Below are 16,154 nucleotides of genomic sequence, written 5' to 3' on the forward strand. Positions count from 1 at the left end.
TCAGCAGTACCAGAGACTCGCGCACCGCTTGCGCCGCCACTTCTCTATGCTCTGCCTTACCAATAAGCGAACGGTCGCCAGATAACGGGCGGTTTGCCGGACTTGGCTTTTCGAAAAGTCCAGCGCGTACTTTCACTCGAAGAATTCGGCGTACCGCATCATCAATACGCGACATAGGGATGGTGCCGTCGTTTACTTGAGCTAGGGTATTGTCATACAGCACCTTCCAATCGTTTGGCACCATGAAGATATCTAAGCCTGCGTTAATGGCCTGCGCACAATCTTCGTTGTTGCAACCTTTAACTTGCCCATGACCGTTCCAGTCACCAACAACAAACCCGTCAAAGCCCATTTGCTCTTTAAGTACGTCTGTTAGTAAGTATTTATGACCATGAAGCTTCTCGCCATTCCAGCTATTGAACGACGCCATGACAGACTGCGCGCCCGCCGTTAATCCGCCCACATAGCCTTGGGCGTGAATATCAAATAACTCTTGTTCGCTGGCAACATTGTCACCTTGGTCATCACCGCCAACCGTACCGCCGTCACCTACAAAGTGCTTTACTGTACTAATTACACGCTGGTCGCTTAAGAAGTCTTTGTCAGCTGCCCCTTGAAGACCTTTAACCACTGAAGCAGCATACTCTCTAACAATGGCTGGGTCTTCAGAATAGCTCTCGTAGGTTCTGCCCCAGCGATCGTCACGTACCACAGCAACGGTAGGCGCAAATACCCAATCGATACCCGTCGCCATGACCTCTTTAGCTGTAATGTGCGCAATCTTCTCTACCAGTTCAGGGTTATTTGCCGCACCTAATCCAATGTTGTGAGGAAACAAGGTTGCGCCTATAACATTGTTATGACCGTGAACAGCGTCTGTCCCCCACATTGTAGGAATTGTCGAGCCGTCCAAACTGTCATCGATGGAAGCCTGATAAAGCTTTTCTGCAAGTGCTACCCAGTCTTCTGGTGTGGCGTGCTTGTCGTTATTAGGGAATGCACCACCGCCGTTAAGATAAGAACCAAATCCATATTTGCGCATATCTTCTACCGTGATATTGCGAATTTCAGGCTGGATCATCTGCGCAATTTTTTGCTCGATAGTCATGGTAGACAGAATTTCTTCTACCTTAGTTTCGACAGTAGCGTTTGTTTTAACTTCAATATCTAGTTTAGGCCATACCTCGCCCGCTTTGTTTGGCTGTGGCTCAACGTCATCGACTGAAGACGTATTTTTTTCAGCTGAACATGCACTAACTAAAACGCCAACCAATGCACCGGTAACAACTTTCGCGATTATACTTTTTCGCATTATTTATCCTCGTTACTTTTCAGTGGTATTAATGTGAGATACGCGACTTCCTACAAGGCCATAGTAGGCAATGTAAAGGTAGCAAGAAGCGGGTAGTAAAAATGACAGCGTAACGCCGACGGTGTCTGCAAGCATGCCTTGAAGCAGTGGAATAATGGCACCGCCAACTATGGCTAAACAAAGAATGCCTGAGCCTTGTGGGGTGTCTTTTCCTAGCTGGTGAAGTGCAAGACTAAAAATGGTAGGGAACATGATTGAGTTAAACAAACCTACTCCCAAAATGCTCCACAGCGCTATGTCTCCTGTGCTTGAAAGTGATAGCAAAATAAGCGCAATAGCCACACAAGCGTTGAACGCCAGCACGTAGCCACCCGAGATTTTTTGCATGACCACAGCACCGATAAAGCGCCCTACCATCGCGCCTCCCCAGTAGTAAGCAAGCAGCTTGGCCGCCCCTGCCTCACTTAATCCGCCAACCGCCGGACTCGCTAGATAATTCACTAGCATGCTGCCAATAGCCACTTCCGCGCCGACATACATAAAAATGCCGACAGCGCCTAAAACAAGGTGCTTGTGATGCCATGCACCTCCTTTAAATACTCCAGTGCTTGCGCTGGTGTGATTTAGCTTCGGCAGCTTTAAATACATGAAAATAAGAGCCAGAAGAAGCAGTGATGCAGCAAGAATTAGGTAAGGCACTTGCACGTCTGAAGCGCTTGGCGTACCGCCTCCGTGCTCTCCTGTAGCGCCGTAGATAAGATAAGAACCGAAGAAGGGAGCCACGGTTGTACCAAAAGCGTTAAATGCTTGGGTCATGGTGAGTCGTGACGAGGCAGTTTTAGGATCGCCGAGTGCCGTTACATAAGGGTTGGCAGACACCTGGAGTACGGTTATACCAGACGCTAATACAAAAAGAGCTAACAGAAAAATACCGTATATTTGACTTGATGCAGCGGGGAAGAACAGCAAGCACCCCACGCAGGCTATAGCGAGCCCAAGTACAATACCTTTCTGGTAACCAATGCGCGACACCACCATGCCTGCAGGCAGTGACACAATGAAATAGGCACTAAAAAAGCAAAACTGAATCAGCATTGCTTGTGTGAAGCTAAGGTTGAATGCACCTTTTAAGTAAGGAATAAGGATGTCATTCAAACAGGTAATAAAACCCCACATGAAGAACAGCGTGGTGAGTGAGATAAGCGCAAAACGGTATCCACCGTTTGCCTCTGCCTCTTGGGAGCTTGAAATATTAGGCTGCACTGGTGTGTCCACGAATAACCTCTGTTGCTATTTTTCTATTTAATGATAAATTTACATTTGAAAGCGCTTACATCTAACTACAAATGATTTTGTAAGCGCTTACATTGAAGAGATAATTACACGAAGCGTAATCGAATTCAATGTAAATATGATGTTATTTGCCCTGTCTAGCGCAGGGTTAATATGAAAAAATTGTTATAGTCAGGACATACCCACGATGCAAGAAATTAACCTTCCATCCAATTCAATGATGTTGTCGAAAGACTTTTTGTTTGGTGTGGCTACATCAAGTTTCCAAATAGAGGGAGACAGAAAAGGAAGATTAGATTGTATTTGGGACACGTTCTGCGAAAAGAAAAATGCCATTACTGATGCCACTAATGGTGACATTGCCTGTAACCACATAGATTTGTGGAAACAAGATGTAGAGCTAATTGATTCTCTTGGTGTTGATGCTTATAGGCTGTCTATCTCGTGGCCGCGAGTGATGAAACAGGACGGTAGCGTAAACGAAGTGGGCATGCGCTTTTACGTAAACTTAGTCAATGAAGTTATCAAGCGCGGCATGAAAGTGTTCGTGACGCTTTATCACTGGGATTTACCGCAACACCTTGAAGACAATGGTGGCTGGCTTAATCGCAACACAGCCTATGAATTCGAAAAATATGCTGAAGCCGTAGCAAACACGTTGGGCGAAAAAGTCCACTCTTACGCGACATTAAATGAGCCATTTTGTTCAGCCTATTTGGGTTATGAGGCAGGCATTCATGCACCTGGAAAGACAGGCATGGCAAATGGTCGAAAGGCAGCGCATCACTTATTGCTTGCTCACGGTTTAGCGTTAAAAGTGCTTAACCGAGTTTGCCCAAAAAGCCAAAACGGTATCGTACTTAACTTTAGCAATTGCCATACAAAAAGTGATTCACCCGAAGACATACACGCCGCCAAACTCGCCGATGATTACCACAATCAATGGTATCTAAAGCCTATTATTGAAGGCAAATATCCAGACATTATCGATAAGCTCGCTCCCGACGTTAAGCCCGACATTGCGGAAGGTGATATGGCTATTATTTGCCAACCAATCGATTACTTAGGCATTAATTATTACACCCGCACTGTGTATCAAAGTGACGGCAATGGTTGGTTTGAAATTGTGCCTCCAGCCACAACCGAATTAACCGCAATGGGCTGGGAAATCACTCCTGATGCCTTTACCGAGCTGCTTGTTGATTTGCACCAACGCTACGACTTACCGCCTATCTACATCACTGAAAACGGAGCAGCAATGGATGATGAGCTCATAGATGGGGAAGTGTTGGACAATGGGCGTACCGCCTACTTCCACACCCATTTAAATGCGGTAAATGAAGCAATAGAAAAAGGCGTAGACATACGCGGATATTTTGCATGGAGCCTAATGGACAACTTTGAGTGGGCACTGGGCTATTCAAAGCGTTTCGGCATAGTTTATGTCGACTACGCAACCCAAAAACGTACGCCAAAACAAAGCGCTTTGGCTTATTCAAAACTGGTTAAGAGCCGGATAAATGGGTACATTAGCGGTATCAAATAAGGACAAGTACCAAACCGTATGGCAACAATTTACCAAGTATCAGAGGCCGCAGGTGTTTCGTTAGCTACCGTTTCTCGCGTTATGAATGGCAACGCGAAGGTAAGCGAGCGCACCCGCAAAAAAGTAGAGGATGCTATGGCATCGTTGGGATATCAACCCAATGCCATCGCTCAATCTCTTGCGTCAAACCGCACTAACAGCGTCGGTTTGCTCGTATCTGAACTACACGGCTCATACTTTGGCGACTTGATGAGTACGGTAGAACATGTGCTTAAACAAAACGGTAAGCACGTTATTATTACCGCCGGTCATGTGGATGAAAAGCGCGAGCACGAAGCGATTGAGTTTCTAAAAAGCCGCCGTTGCGATGCCTTGATTCTTCACGCTGAAGCCGTCTCCGATGACTACTTAAAAACACTAGTAGACAGTAAGATCCCCGTTGTTGTGATAAACCGAAAAGTGGACGCTCTCGACGAGAACTGCTTTGTTGTGGACAACGAAAGAGGCGGTTACATGGCAACGAAAGCTGCTATTGATGCAGGCCACAAAAAGATTGCGTACATTAGCGGCCCGCTATTTAAAAAGGATGCGAGCGATCGTCTGGCAGGTCACAAAAGAGCCCTTCAAGAAGCAGGGGTTACCTTTAGTGAAAACAGTGTTTTTGAAGGCGACTTCCACGAGTCATCAGGCCAAGAAGGCATGCAACATCTTCAGAAAACATTCTCTGACTTTACCGCATTGGTATGCGCAAACGACGAAATGGCCTCTGGTGCAATGACCGCCGCAAGAGAAGCGGGATTTGATATACCGTCACAGCTTTCTATTATTGGCTTCGATAACGTACTGTTTTCGCGCTACCTTTATCCAAAACTCACTACAATTAATAACCCTATTCACGCTATGGGAGAAATGGCTGCTTATTGGGTGCTACAACATGTTTATGACATAAAAAGCCCTATTCCTATTGAGCACTTATTTGAACCCGAAGTAGTAAATAGGGACACATTAGGCAAATTATAAAATGAATAAAGCCCTGTCTCCGTCGCTGTATTACACACTCATTGTCTCTCTTGGAGGGTTTATTTTTGGCTTCGATGCCAGTGTAATAGCAGGAGCCAATGGCTTTATCGATGCCGAATTTAACCTAAGCGATTGGCAGCAAGGCTTCGTCGTAAGCTCACCGACACTAGGCGCGCTAATAGCCATGCTATTTGCCGGCGGCGTTAGCGACGCTATTGGCAGGCGCAAAGCACTCATTCTTGTCGCTTTCCTTTACCTGCTTTCTTCTGTCGGCTCAGCCTTAGCCCCTAATTTCGAACTATTAGTGCTTTCTCGCTTTATTGGCGGCATTGCGTTTTGTTCGCTGATCATTGCCCCGCTGTATATTTCGGAAATAAGCGCCCCAGAAAACCGAGGCAAAATGGTGTCGGTGAACCAGCTAAACATTGTATTTGGCTTCGCCCTATCCTATTTCACCAACTATTACCTGCTACAGCTGAGTAACAGCGGTGCAGGTTGGGTTGCTGAATGGGGTTTAGATACACATTTATGGCGCTACATGCTGGGCTTGGAGGTTATCCCCGCAGCACTATGGTTTGGTTTACTGTTTACTATTCCGCGTAGCCCCAGGTGGCTGGTACTCAAAGGCCAACACGAGGAAGCCGAACAGGTTATAAACCGCTTATTCGACAAAGCCCAAGCCAGCGCTCTTGTTGAAGATATAGCGTCTTCACTTAAAGAAAAGTCGTGGCCTTTTCGTGAACGCCTAGGCTTTCTAAAGGCGAAGGCCATGCGATTTCCGTTAATGGTGGGCATTACCATTGCCATTGCACAGCAAATTACCGGCATTAACGTTATCTTTTTTTACGCGCCCACGATTTTTGAACAAAGCGGTGTAGGTACCAATGCGGCATTTATGCAGGCTGTATGGATTGGCTTGGTTAACGTAGCATTTACCGTAGTCGCTATGCTAACTATTGATAAATGGGGAAGAAAACCGCTGCTGCTGATTGGCTTAACTGGCGTAGTGATCAGCATGTCTATTTGTACCTATGGCTTTAAACAGGCGACATATCAAGTACAGCAAACGGCCATAAACGAAATACAGCAAGATGCGCCGAGTGTGGCAATAAAGCTAACTCCACTAACCAGCGATATTTATTATTCAGACGTTGAGTTTAAGCGCACGCTAAAGACCACACTTACCAGCGACGAATACGATGCGTATCAGCAACCATTGCTTACGAGCAGTATTAATATGAATGCACCTTTAGTGTTGTTTGGCATCATTGCGTTTGTTGCTTCGTTCGCGATGTCTCTTGGCCCAGTGATGTGGGCAATGCTTGCTGAAATTTTTCCGAATCAAACCCGCGCTTTGGCTATTTCATTAGTTGGCATGGTGAATTCACTCACCAGTTTTCTAGTTCAAGTTGTTTTCCCTTGGGAGTTGGCCAACTTGGGAGCCGCGGCCACGTTTGCAATTTACGGCGTGTTTGCCTTAGTCAGCCTGATCTTAGTTGCTAAGTTCTTCCCAGAAACAAAAGGAAGAACGTTGGAAGAAATCACGGAAGAATTTGAGCGATCCGCTTAGCTGAGGTCAATCCTGTATATTAAGGCAACCTGATAGCATGCTGACCTGCACAAAGGTTATTCATTCTCGCCTCTTCTAATAGTAGTGTTGATGATACATTTAACGCGCTTGGCGTAACGTGAGAAGCAACTAGGATGAGATGGTTGGCAGCGTAGCGATTTAATACCTCACACACTTTATGCTGAGTAGTCACATCCAAGCCCTCGAAGGGTTCATCAACAAGCAACACTTTTGCGTGAGATAAAATAGCGCGCGCTAAGGCTAGTCGCTTACGCTCTCCCCCAGAGAGCGTCCTACCCGCCTTGCCAACCCACATAGACAACGGCAACAGTGCCTCTAGCCCTAATTGAGCTAACAGGTTAGTCATGTCATCAAGGGGAATACCCATTCCGGCAGGGTCTAAATTTGAAGAGACACTGCCAGAAAGCACTATTGGCTCTTGTTCCACATAGCGCCAGTTTTTAATTAAGCCATCGGCTATACGCATGCCATCCACTTCTTTAAGTCCAGTAGAAGGCACAACCCCCGCAATTGACTGAAGCAAAGATGACTTACCACAGCCTGACGGCCCGGATATACATACGATGCCAGTGGCTGGGAATGTAGCATTGACCAAAGGTAAGCGTCTATTTTTGGCAGTATAATCAGATAACGTAAGTGAATGGTGCAGTTCGGTGCGTTCAAGTACTTTAATGGGTGAGGTTTTGAGCTTCTTAAGGGCTTTCGCGCTTTGTTTGTGCTGTGCAAACTTGGTAATGCTGTGAAAAGCTGCACCAGCCCAATCAGGCGCAGCCATCAATATCATGGGCACAACAATAGCAATAGGCATATACGAAAAGTCAGATATTGGACTAACTGCGCCCGACATAACTAACACTACCGCAAAAAATGCCGCGCCTTGAAACCACCAGCTCGCGCGTAAAGCTTTGTCTTTCTGCGTAGTTTGTTGTCGCCACACCCTGTCAGCACTCGGCATGCTATTGATCGCATGCCCCCCCTCTTCCTTTGGCAAGTTGTTCATTGCTTTATTTAAGTGCCATATAGCACTGCAATTAAGAAAGTCGGCTGACTCTTGGCGAAACACTTTATTTTCCTTTGTCGCTTTTTTCGCAACGTTTAAACCACTAAAGCCTTGCAGCACAACGATGAAGAGCCAAATAACAAAAAGTGTAAGTAAAAACGAGGTGCCGGGAAGGTCAAACCATACCGCAGCAACGCAAAGGTTAGTGAATATAAATGTGATGTTAGAAAGCGGAGCTATCCAAGCAATCCACCGACTGGCAAGCGTTTCGGTATGCTGGGCTAATGCTTCTGTTGTGAATGCTTTGTCGGTAATTTTACTGTTTTCAAGTTGACTGAATACAAGCAAGCGCCCCTCTGCGATACGGGTAAGCAAATCGTTATGACCCACCCACATACTGGCATATCCCGAAGCAATGCGAAGTAGTGCTAGCGCGCGAATAACCACCGCGGGAATAACGTAATTAAAACCTACAGGTGCAATAGCGCTGATAGCGATAAACCACGAAGAAATAACAAGAATGGTTATTCCTGCCACACCGTGTAAAAGAGCAAGCAGCAGCGTGAGGTAAGCCGATTTACTTTTCATCAAGGCCACACTCCTTTTGATTGGCATTCGCCTTAAAGCTCGTTGCCGTCACACTGCTACAGCCTTGTAGGTGCTCGTCTTGTAATGCGCCTATTTTGCTTTTAAGCCCTGCCTCTAATTTTGACATTGAGTTGAAGTTTGCGTTGGAAATGGCGTCTTGTTCGGGCGTGCTTCGCGATACCGTCCAAAAGCGGTTAAACCAGTTTGCAGGGAGTGCTTTGTGAGAAGCCCAAATCAGTGTTTTGTCTCTAGCCAAACGTTCAATTAACTGTGCCAATCTTGCATGCTGGGAACCTGGCAAATGGGCTGTAGGCTCGTCTAGTAACCATATATCGTCTTTGCGCAACAGCGCTCTCGCTAGCGACAGCCGTTGCGCTTCGCCACCTGAAAGCAGCGGATAATCAGTCATTACCGTATCAAGCCCGCAAGGCAATAACGACAGCCACGCGTCAAGCTCTACTGCTTCTAGCGCTTTCATAAGCGCGTCGTCTGTATAGGTGTCGTTTAAGCACAAGTTCTCACGCACGGTACCTGGCGTGATCACGGGGTGTTGGGTTATCCAAATTACCGGTTCCCTGAATGTATGTGTGCTAGGTCTTTGACCACCTAATGCTTCTAATAATAATGTTTTACCTGAACCAGAGCGCCCGCTAATGAGTATTTTATCGCCCTTTGATACTTCTAGAGATTCAGCGTGCAATAGTGCAGGAGTATCATCAACAGCCGATTTATCCTTACCGCTCGGCAAGCGAGGTTGCTGGGCGTTTATGTCAAAAACCTTAAGGTTATTAGCCGTAAGCAATACCTTGTGTTCTGATGAATAATGGTGGGTTGTGTCAGCGTTGACCGGGTTCATTGCACTACCATCAAGATTTTTTGTGAAGCGCGAGAATAACGGCGCGAGTTCAGCTTTGGCGGCTTCTGCTTGCGCCTTTTGATGGTATACCTGCCCCAGCTTTTTCATTTCACTGAGTAACAATGGCACAGTCAGCAATATCCATAAGCCCTGCTGGAGCGTTATCTCTGGCCCAATGCTCAATTCGCCTAACAGTGAAAAACCAATAAATACTGCCGTAAGTGCAACCGCGAGTGTTGCGAAGAAGTCGAGCACGCTGTTGGACAAAAACGCTATGCTCACTATTTTCATAGTTCGCGCATTCAAGTTTTCACTGGCATCTTTAAGCAGGGCAGTTTGTTTTTGATGCGCCTGATAATTTGCCAGCATCGGCAGCGCGGCTAACCTATCAGTAAATAAACTTCCCAAACGTTCAAGGGCGATAAATTGCTTTCGATGTAGGGCTGCGGCTCCCTTGCCCACAATGATCATAAAAAGCGGCACTACCGGCAATGTTAGTAATAGGCCAATCCCTATAACGGGGTTCACATAAAAGATAACGGCTAAAGCAAACAAGGGGACAACAACTGCAATCATTTGCTGCACTCGATATTCAAGTGCCCAGTCAGCAAAAGCCTGTAAGTGCTGCAGCCACACCGTTTGCCAATAGTAAACCGAGTGCTGTCGAATAAGCGCATGTTGACGCTCAATGAATACGTGTTGTAGGTGCTGTTCTAGCTTGTTTAACACCTGCATTTTTGCACTACTAGATAAGGCATTGAATGCGCCTTGAAGCAGCCAACTCATTCCCAGAGAAACGGCAAGTCCTGTGACATCACTCGCTGTTGCAGGAGTCTGGTTTACTACCCAGTCATGAGCAATATGTGAAAAATAATAGAACCCAATAATCAAAGAAAAAAGCGACAAACACTTAACCATTACTTGGGCCGTAAGAGAGGTACGCAAGCCAAGCGACTGCGCCTTATCTATCTTATTGGACCACGCGTTCAGCGTTTGCCGGTTGGGAACTTTTTCTTTGATCACTGTGGTTTTGACTCATCTTTTTCGTTACTTAGTAACGAGAGCAAATCTCGCATTTCTTTTTCATTCTTTTCCAAGTGGTGGTGGGCTGGCTGCAAGAACCCTCAGCGGCAGGGACGCTGCTGAAGAGCCCCCCAAGGACGGGCTTACGGCGTGTTCTTGCGGCCAGCCTACCTCCGCTTCTACTCTTGGTCTTCGGGTCTATCCATATTTTCCGTCGACTCCAACCACATGGCGTTGATAATGCCAAAAGAGCACGCCAGTAAAACTCCTAAAATCCAAGCGAAATACCACATAGCGTTCTCCTTAATAAATGGTGTGAGACTGGTCGAGGTCTTCGTTTTTAATGCGTCCGCGCATTACGTAAAAGCTATAGGCCGTGTAGCTAAGTACAATAGGCACAAAGATACAGGCAACAATAAACATTACGTTTAGCGTCATATGGCTAGACGTAGCGTCCCAAACCGTTAAGCTCGCCTCTGGCATAGTGATGCTTGGCATTAGAAATGGGAACATTGAAAAGCCTGCCGTTAAAATAACGCCTGCTATAAATAGCGCACTCGATACAAACGCCATACCTGCATTACCCTTCTTAGAGAAAAGCGCACAGGCCAAACCCGCAATAATGCCCAGCACAGGTGCTGCAATCATAAAGGGGTATTTGCTGTAGTTGCTCATCCAAGCCCCAGCTTCAATGGCAACCTCTTTCTTAAGTGGATTTGACGTAGCAATGGTGTCAATTGCCGAGGTAATCACGAAGCCGTCTAATCCAAATGCTACCCACAGACCTGCAAGTACAAATAGCGTTACACCAGTCAGGCTTAACACAACCGATACTGCACGTGCGCGAACTTCAATGAAGCCATCGGTTTTCATTTGTAGCCAGGTTGCACCGTGGTTCAGCAACATAGCTACAGAAAGCAGTCCTGCCACCAGCGCAAACGGTGTTAAAAGGCCAAAGAACGAGCCTGTATAGGTTGATTTAAGCGTGCTGTCCATTTCAAACGGTACGCCCAACAGCAGGTTACCAAACGCCACACCAAAGATAAGGGCTGGGATAATACCGCCAGCAAATAGCGCCCAATCCCACGCTTTACGCCACTGAGGGTTTGGTAGTTTACTGCGGTAGTCAAAGCCTATCGGGCGCATCCAAAGGGCAATTAAGGTAAAGGCCAATGCTAGGTAAAACCCAGAAAACGCAGTGGCGTAAATCATCGGCCACGCGGCGAAAATAGCGCCACCTGCGGTGATAAACCAAACTTGGTTGCCATCCCAGTGCGGCCCTACCGTGTTTATCATTACGCGACGTTCTTTGTCATTTTTACCAATAAGCGTGAGCAGAGCTCCAACGCCCAAATCGAAGCCATCAGTAACCGCGAAGCCAATTAGCAGAACGCCAACCAAGCACCACCAAATGACTCTTAGTAATTCATAATCAATCATGCTTTTGCTCCTTGCTCATCAAGGTCAATAAGATCAAATTCAGTGTCAGGCTGCTTATCTGCAGGGGGAATCGGCCCTTTTTTGGCAAACTTCTTCATTAAGTAAAAACCAATAATGAACATGCCGGTGTAGAAAGCACTGTAGGCTACAAGGGTTATTACCACGTCGCTTACGGCGAGATTAGATACCGACGTATGCACCGGAAGCACCTCCGCAATTGACCATGGCTGGCGACCATATTCAGCGACAAACCAGCCAGCCTCACAGGCAATCCAAGGAAGCGGCAAACCATAGAGCGCGCTTTTTAATAACCAGCGTGGCTTAGTAATCTTGTGTTTAGTGCTGTAGTAAAAGGCGCACACAAATAGCGCAAGCATAATAAAGCCAGCCACAACCATAAGGCGGAAACTCCAAAACAATGGGGCAACCGGCGGAATGCTGTAATCTACTGCCTGTTGAAGCGCGGCATCAGAAGGATTTGAAACGTTCTCAGTGAAAGGCTCTAGCAACATAGCGTAGCCCAAACTGTCTTTATTTTGGTCGAAGGCAGTACGTTGCTCAGCTGTCGCGGTGCCGTTTCTTACATCTTCAAGTACTTCATAGGCTTTAATTCCGCTTAGAATACGCTCGCGATTCTCTTCTTTAAGATCCTTAATACCTTTTACTTCTTCGGTTAACGAACGGGTAGCAATAATGCCCATTGCCCAAGGAATTTGAAGGGCGTACTCGGTTTCCTGCTTTTCGTCGTTTGGAATACCAAACACAGTAAACGGCGCAGGTGCAGGATGGGTTTCGTACTCAGCTTCAACTGCTGCCAGCTTCACTTTTTGTACATCACCAAGCTCATAACCACTTTCATCACCTAACACGATCACAGAAAGCGTTGAGGCTAGGCCGAAGCTAGCAGCTATGGCGAACGAACGGCGCGCAAAGGCGATATGCTTATGATTAAGCAGGTAGTAACTTGAAATTGCCAACACAAACATTGCGCCGGTCACGTAACCTGCTGATACAGTGTGAACAAATTTGACCTGTGCTACGGGGTTAAAAATAACCTCAGCAAAGCTGGTCATTTCCATACGCATGGCTTCAAAATTAAATTCAGCGCCTACCGGGTATTGCATCCAGCCGTTAGCAATCAAGATCCACAGTGCAGAGAAGTTTGAACCAATGGCCACCAGCCAAGTCGCCATCAGATGCTTCACCTTTGACATTTTGTCCCAGCCAAAGAAGAACAACCCCACGAAGGTAGATTCCAGGAAAAAGGCCATTAGGCCTTCGATGGCAAGTGGCGCACCGAAGATATCGCCTACATAGTGAGAGTAGTAAGACCAATTCATTCCGAACTGGAATTCCATGGTTAAGCCTGTGGCTACACCAATGGCAAAGTTAATTCCAAACAGCTTTCCCCAGAATTGGGTCATCTGCTTATAAATTTCTTTACCCGTCATTACGTATACCGATTCCATAATGGCAAGTAAGAAACTAAGCCCCAAAGTTAAGGGTACAAATATAAAGTGGAACATTGCAGTTAATGCAAATTGCCACCGCGATAGTTCTATTAACGTATCGCTCATGGGTTATCTCCCTTGTATTTCGTGTGCGCGTTAAACGCTTAGCAGAAAAGTGGTTTAAAATTCAGTGATGAACACGTGAATATGCCGCATGGCAAGAGCACGGTTTATGCCATACATCAGTAATTTGGCTGCTTAAGCGCAATTACCGATAAACGGCGGTATTTTCGTACTGTGCAGATAAATTATTCCACGACCGAGCGTGTGGCTTATTGATCCAACGCAACAATTGGTGGCGATGCATTCGCCATATTTGTCATTTAGGTGACAAATATGGCACAAGAAAAAGGCTGCTTAGCCGAATGTCAAAAAGTGGAGTATAAGGAAAAGTTAAGGGGTATATGAGAGTGTGAACGCGCCTCGTAATTCTCCTAATTCGAACCCTGTAGCTTGATCGTTGGGATAGTGCTTTAGAATGGATTGTTTTACTGAAGGTGCCACGTTAGCTCCGTGGCATGCCATGCATACCTGACCTTGTTCAATAGCCATCATGTACCTAAACTCACCGCTTTCGCTATCGTATTGATAAGTTTCAATAGGTCTTTTAGGGGCCAAATTGTCTTGCTTAGCTTTGGTCAGTAATTGTGAAAACCACGCTAACTGCTCACGCTCCCATTGATCTGCCGCATTGTTTGGGTTCCTTACTTTCAGCGCGGTACGCCCAACCTCCCACCCGTTTTGACTAAGCGCCAGAGCAATAGGAGCCGCTGCAATCTGGCATTCGTTAACGCCAGCCTCTAGCCCTCCGGATTGAATTGCTTGCTGTAGTCGTGACTTTAGCGCGCCTCCCAGTGCTTTTGCGTGTAATCGCGCTTCTTTGACTTTTTCCTGTACACTGTTTTCACTTTTTTTCTCATTGGCAGTCACTGTATCTGCCAATGAATGAGCACTACTTGCCAATAAGCTTATCGCCACCAGCATTACGCTATTTTTCATTATAAAACTCTCTTTGGAACTGAATGAATTTCTACCGAAGTATTGTCGTTTGTCTCAAACAATGAACAAGCTCTATGCCAATATGATAAATTGCCAAAATTAAATTAGAACAAACTAATATTCAGCCACCCATGAATATATCCATAGTACAAGCGATGATAGATGCGATAGATAAACCCGCAATCTTCATTAACCCAAGCTACGTTATTGAAGCTGTCAACCAGCCCTACAGAGATACCTACCCTGTGGATATAAAGCTTGGCTTTAGTACCTGCTATCAAGTCTCTCACCGCAACAACAAACCTTGCGATAAGTGCGGCGAGCATTGCCCCATGCAAGAGAGTAAAGCCACAGGACGAGCGGCTAGCGTAGTACACGTTCATACCACCAGTGAGGGTCAAAGCTACTGCGACATCCTCATGCGCCCGATCTTCGAAGGTAGCGGAGAATTATTAGGTTTCTTGGAAATACTTGATAAGCTTTCGTTTGCCTCAAACCGACCTTCAGCAGGAAAGATGGTCGGCGAATCAGAGGCATTTAAAGCAATGCTAAACAAAATAAATCGCGCCGCTAACTCAGATATTTCAGTACTACTGTTTGGCGAAACCGGCACGGGTAAAGAGCTGGTGTCCCAAGCACTTCACTCGAGTAGTCACCGAGCTGGCAAACCATTTGTTGTCATCGAGTGTACCGGCATGTCTGACACGCTGCTTGAAAGCGAACTATTCGGTTATGAAAAAGGGGCATTTACAGGCGCAACCACAAATAAGAAAGGGCTCGTAGAAGCAGCGGAAGGCGGCACATTGTTTTTTGATGAAGTCGGCGATATCCCACTTTCAACACAAGTAAAGCTTCTGCGGCTGTTCGAGTCTCAAACTTATCGGCCTGTAGGAAGCACAGTGTCTAAAAAGGCTGATTTTCGTTTGGTGTGTGCATCACACAAAAATTTAAAGCACATGGTGGAAACGGGCGAATTCAGACAAGACCTCTACTACCGCATTGCCGGTTTTCCTATCAACCTCCCTTCTTTAAGACAAAGAAGATCAGATATAGCACTGATAGCCGCTCACTTTTTGGCAATGTCTAAAGAGAAAAAACGGTTTCATAAAAACGCGCTAGAAAAACTAACCAACTACCCGTTCCCAGGCAATATTCGCGAACTCAAAAACATTGTAGACCAAGCTATTTTACTGGCTGATGAAACCGTTATTTACGATACAGACTTACCCGAGCTCGATAACATAAGCTCTGATGCTATCAATGATGCCTCTTCATCTCACGGTAACGTTGTAACCTTAGACGAATTGGAACGCCAATACTTACGTCAGGTTCACACGTCTTTTGAAGGCGATACCCAGCAACTTGCACAAGCGCTGGGAGTGAGTACCCGTACACTTTACAGAAAGCTGAAAAAAGCGGGGGTTGGAGATACGTAAAAAATAATAGGTAGAAAAATTACCAAAACGCAGGCTATGATAAAAAGGCGCTAACCAGATAAAGAAAAATGACTTTAAGACGCCTACTTACACTAACACTTTGCCTTTGTATGCTTTTGCAAAATGCATTAGCACTTGGCCTTGCTGCCCATACTATGCAGCAAGCACGTGCGTTTGTAGGTGAAGATATTGAACTTATTTGTACTGGCAAGACCATGCGCTACATTTCAATTAGCGCCACTGAGTTTGAAGGTGAGTTCGTTTTTGTTAGCCCCGAACTGCTCAAAGCACCCGCCGAGCACGTTGACTGTACCAATGGCACGTTAGCCGACTTACCTCAGGTTGACGAGCCACTACATGCCACATTACCTTTACTATCGCTGGTTCGCTATCGCGCTTTAGTCGCGCGTTTAGCGGCTAAGCCCTTTACAGATTTTGCTTACGCGGCGCCGCTAAGCCGTGCCCCACCACACGCATAACAACCTCCAAAACACACTGAATATGCATGCTTTCACCATGCACAACACTCGTTTTTTAAA

General features: G+C 46.1%; 13 protein-coding genes. 5 read left to right on the plus strand and 8 right to left on the minus strand.

What is annotated here, in order from left to right; all coding sequences use genetic code 11:
• Both QVA83_RS19710 and QVA83_RS19715 read right to left on the minus strand, forming a co-directional pair.
• Positions 1 to 1,312, minus strand: a 1,312-nt coding sequence (locus QVA83_RS19710) for a glycoside hydrolase family 3 protein (RefSeq protein ID WP_287498842.1), incomplete at its 3' end; no start/stop codon positions are given.
• Between the two features lie 12 nt (positions 1,313 to 1,324).
• Positions 1,325 to 2,587 carry a sugar MFS transporter gene (locus QVA83_RS19715; protein ID WP_287498843.1) on the minus strand — a complete coding sequence of 421 codons (1,263 nt, stop codon included), beginning with the start codon at positions 2,585 to 2,587 and terminating at the stop codon, positions 1,325 to 1,327.
• Positions 2,588 to 2,792: 205 nt separating this feature from the next.
• Between QVA83_RS19715 and QVA83_RS19720 the strand changes: the two genes are divergently transcribed.
• Genes QVA83_RS19720 through QVA83_RS19730 form a run of 3 tightly spaced genes read left to right on the plus strand, consistent with a single transcriptional unit; the run spans position 2,793 to position 6,741 of the window.
• On the plus strand, positions 2,793 to 4,151 hold the full coding sequence (locus tag QVA83_RS19720; protein WP_039229187.1) for a GH1 family beta-glucosidase: 1,359 nt from the start codon (positions 2,793 to 2,795) through the stop codon (positions 4,149 to 4,151).
• An 18-nt stretch (positions 4,152 to 4,169) separates the two neighbouring features.
• On the plus strand, positions 4,170 to 5,171 hold the full coding sequence (locus QVA83_RS19725; protein ID WP_014951145.1) for a LacI family DNA-binding transcriptional regulator: 1,002 nt from the start codon (positions 4,170 to 4,172) through the stop codon (positions 5,169 to 5,171).
• A 1-nt stretch (position 5,172) separates the two neighbouring features.
• The gene (locus QVA83_RS19730) at positions 5,173 to 6,741 is read left to right on the plus strand and encodes a sugar porter family MFS transporter (RefSeq protein ID WP_287498844.1); all 1,569 of its coding nucleotides are present in this window, start codon (positions 5,173 to 5,175) and stop codon (positions 6,739 to 6,741) included.
• A 19-nt stretch (positions 6,742 to 6,760) separates the two neighbouring features.
• Here the strand turns inward: QVA83_RS19730 and QVA83_RS19735 are convergent, their stop codons facing one another.
• From QVA83_RS19735 to QVA83_RS19760, 6 genes are all read right to left on the minus strand, one after another.
• Positions 6,761 to 8,350, minus strand: coding sequence for an ATP-binding cassette domain-containing protein (locus QVA83_RS19735; protein ID WP_287498845.1), 1,590 nt, complete (start codon positions 8,348 to 8,350; stop codon positions 6,761 to 6,763).
• A complete protein-coding gene (locus QVA83_RS19740; RefSeq protein WP_287498846.1) occupies positions 8,340 to 10,229 on the minus strand; it encodes an ATP-binding cassette domain-containing protein in 1,890 nt (629 codons plus the stop codon). The genes QVA83_RS19735 and QVA83_RS19740 overlap by 11 nt, the downstream gene beginning before the upstream one ends.
• A 179-nt stretch (positions 10,230 to 10,408) precedes the next feature.
• The gene (gene cydX, locus QVA83_RS19745; RefSeq protein WP_014951149.1) at positions 10,409 to 10,522 is read right to left on the minus strand and encodes a cytochrome bd-I oxidase subunit CydX; all 114 of its coding nucleotides are present in this window, start codon (positions 10,520 to 10,522) and stop codon (positions 10,409 to 10,411) included.
• A gap of 10 nt (positions 10,523 to 10,532) precedes the next feature.
• On the minus strand, positions 10,533 to 11,669 hold the full coding sequence (gene cydB / locus QVA83_RS19750; RefSeq protein ID WP_287498847.1) for a cytochrome d ubiquinol oxidase subunit II: 1,137 nt from the start codon (positions 11,667 to 11,669) through the stop codon (positions 10,533 to 10,535).
• Positions 11,666 to 13,246 (minus strand): cytochrome ubiquinol oxidase subunit I, encoded by a 1,581-nt coding sequence (locus QVA83_RS19755; protein WP_014951151.1) that lies wholly within the window; start codon positions 13,244 to 13,246, stop codon positions 11,666 to 11,668. The genes cydB and QVA83_RS19755 overlap by 4 nt, the downstream gene beginning before the upstream one ends.
• A gap of 327 nt (positions 13,247 to 13,573) precedes the next feature.
• Positions 13,574 to 14,179 carry a Tll0287-like domain-containing protein gene (locus QVA83_RS19760; RefSeq protein WP_101566263.1) on the minus strand — a complete coding sequence of 202 codons (606 nt, stop codon included), beginning with the start codon at positions 14,177 to 14,179 and terminating at the stop codon, positions 13,574 to 13,576.
• A 155-nt stretch (positions 14,180 to 14,334) separates the two neighbouring features.
• Here QVA83_RS19760 and QVA83_RS19765 point away from each other — a divergent pair, with 155 nt between their 5' ends.
• Both QVA83_RS19765 and QVA83_RS19770 read left to right on the plus strand, forming a co-directional pair.
• On the plus strand, positions 14,335 to 15,615 hold the full coding sequence (locus QVA83_RS19765) for a sigma-54 interaction domain-containing protein (protein WP_287498848.1): 1,281 nt from the start codon (positions 14,335 to 14,337) through the stop codon (positions 15,613 to 15,615).
• 68 nt (positions 15,616 to 15,683) lie between these two features.
• Positions 15,684 to 16,094, plus strand: coding sequence for a hypothetical protein (locus tag QVA83_RS19770; RefSeq protein ID WP_014951154.1), 411 nt, complete (start codon positions 15,684 to 15,686; stop codon positions 16,092 to 16,094).
• Positions 16,095 to 16,154 lie beyond the last annotated feature (60 nt).

Source organism: Alteromonas sp. AO-Serp, assembly GCF_017849675.1.
In the GTDB taxonomy this organism is placed as follows: domain Bacteria; phylum Pseudomonadota; class Gammaproteobacteria; order Enterobacterales; family Alteromonadaceae; genus Alteromonas; species Alteromonas macleodii.

What these genes read in the sequence shown, in the direction of transcription:
- QVA83_RS19755 (WP_014951151.1), bottom strand. Translation starts at nt 13,246, where the DNA reads ATGAGCGATACGTTAATAGAACTATCGCGGTGGCAATTTGCATTAACT.
- QVA83_RS19765 (WP_287498848.1), top strand. Translation starts at nt 14,335, where the DNA reads ATGATAGATGCGATAGATAAACCCGCAATCTTCATTAACCCAAGCTAC.
- QVA83_RS19760 (WP_101566263.1), bottom strand. Translation starts at nt 14,179, where the DNA reads ATGAAAAATAGCGTAATGCTGGTGGCGATAAGCTTATTGGCAAGTAGT.
- QVA83_RS19735 (WP_287498845.1), bottom strand. Translation starts at nt 8,350, where the DNA reads ATGAAAAGTAAATCGGCTTACCTCACGCTGCTGCTTGCTCTTTTACAC.
- QVA83_RS19770 (WP_014951154.1), top strand. Translation starts at nt 15,684, where the DNA reads ATGACTTTAAGACGCCTACTTACACTAACACTTTGCCTTTGTATGCTT.
- QVA83_RS19725 (WP_014951145.1), top strand. Translation starts at nt 4,170, where the DNA reads ATGGCAACAATTTACCAAGTATCAGAGGCCGCAGGTGTTTCGTTAGCT.
- QVA83_RS19730 (WP_287498844.1), top strand. Translation starts at nt 5,173, where the DNA reads ATGAATAAAGCCCTGTCTCCGTCGCTGTATTACACACTCATTGTCTCT.
- cydX (WP_014951149.1), bottom strand. Translation starts at nt 10,522, where the DNA reads ATGTGGTATTTCGCTTGGATTTTAGGAGTTTTACTGGCGTGCTCTTTT.
- QVA83_RS19720 (WP_039229187.1), top strand. Translation starts at nt 2,793, where the DNA reads ATGCAAGAAATTAACCTTCCATCCAATTCAATGATGTTGTCGAAAGAC.
- cydB (WP_287498847.1), bottom strand. Translation starts at nt 11,669, where the DNA reads ATGATTGATTATGAATTACTAAGAGTCATTTGGTGGTGCTTGGTTGGC.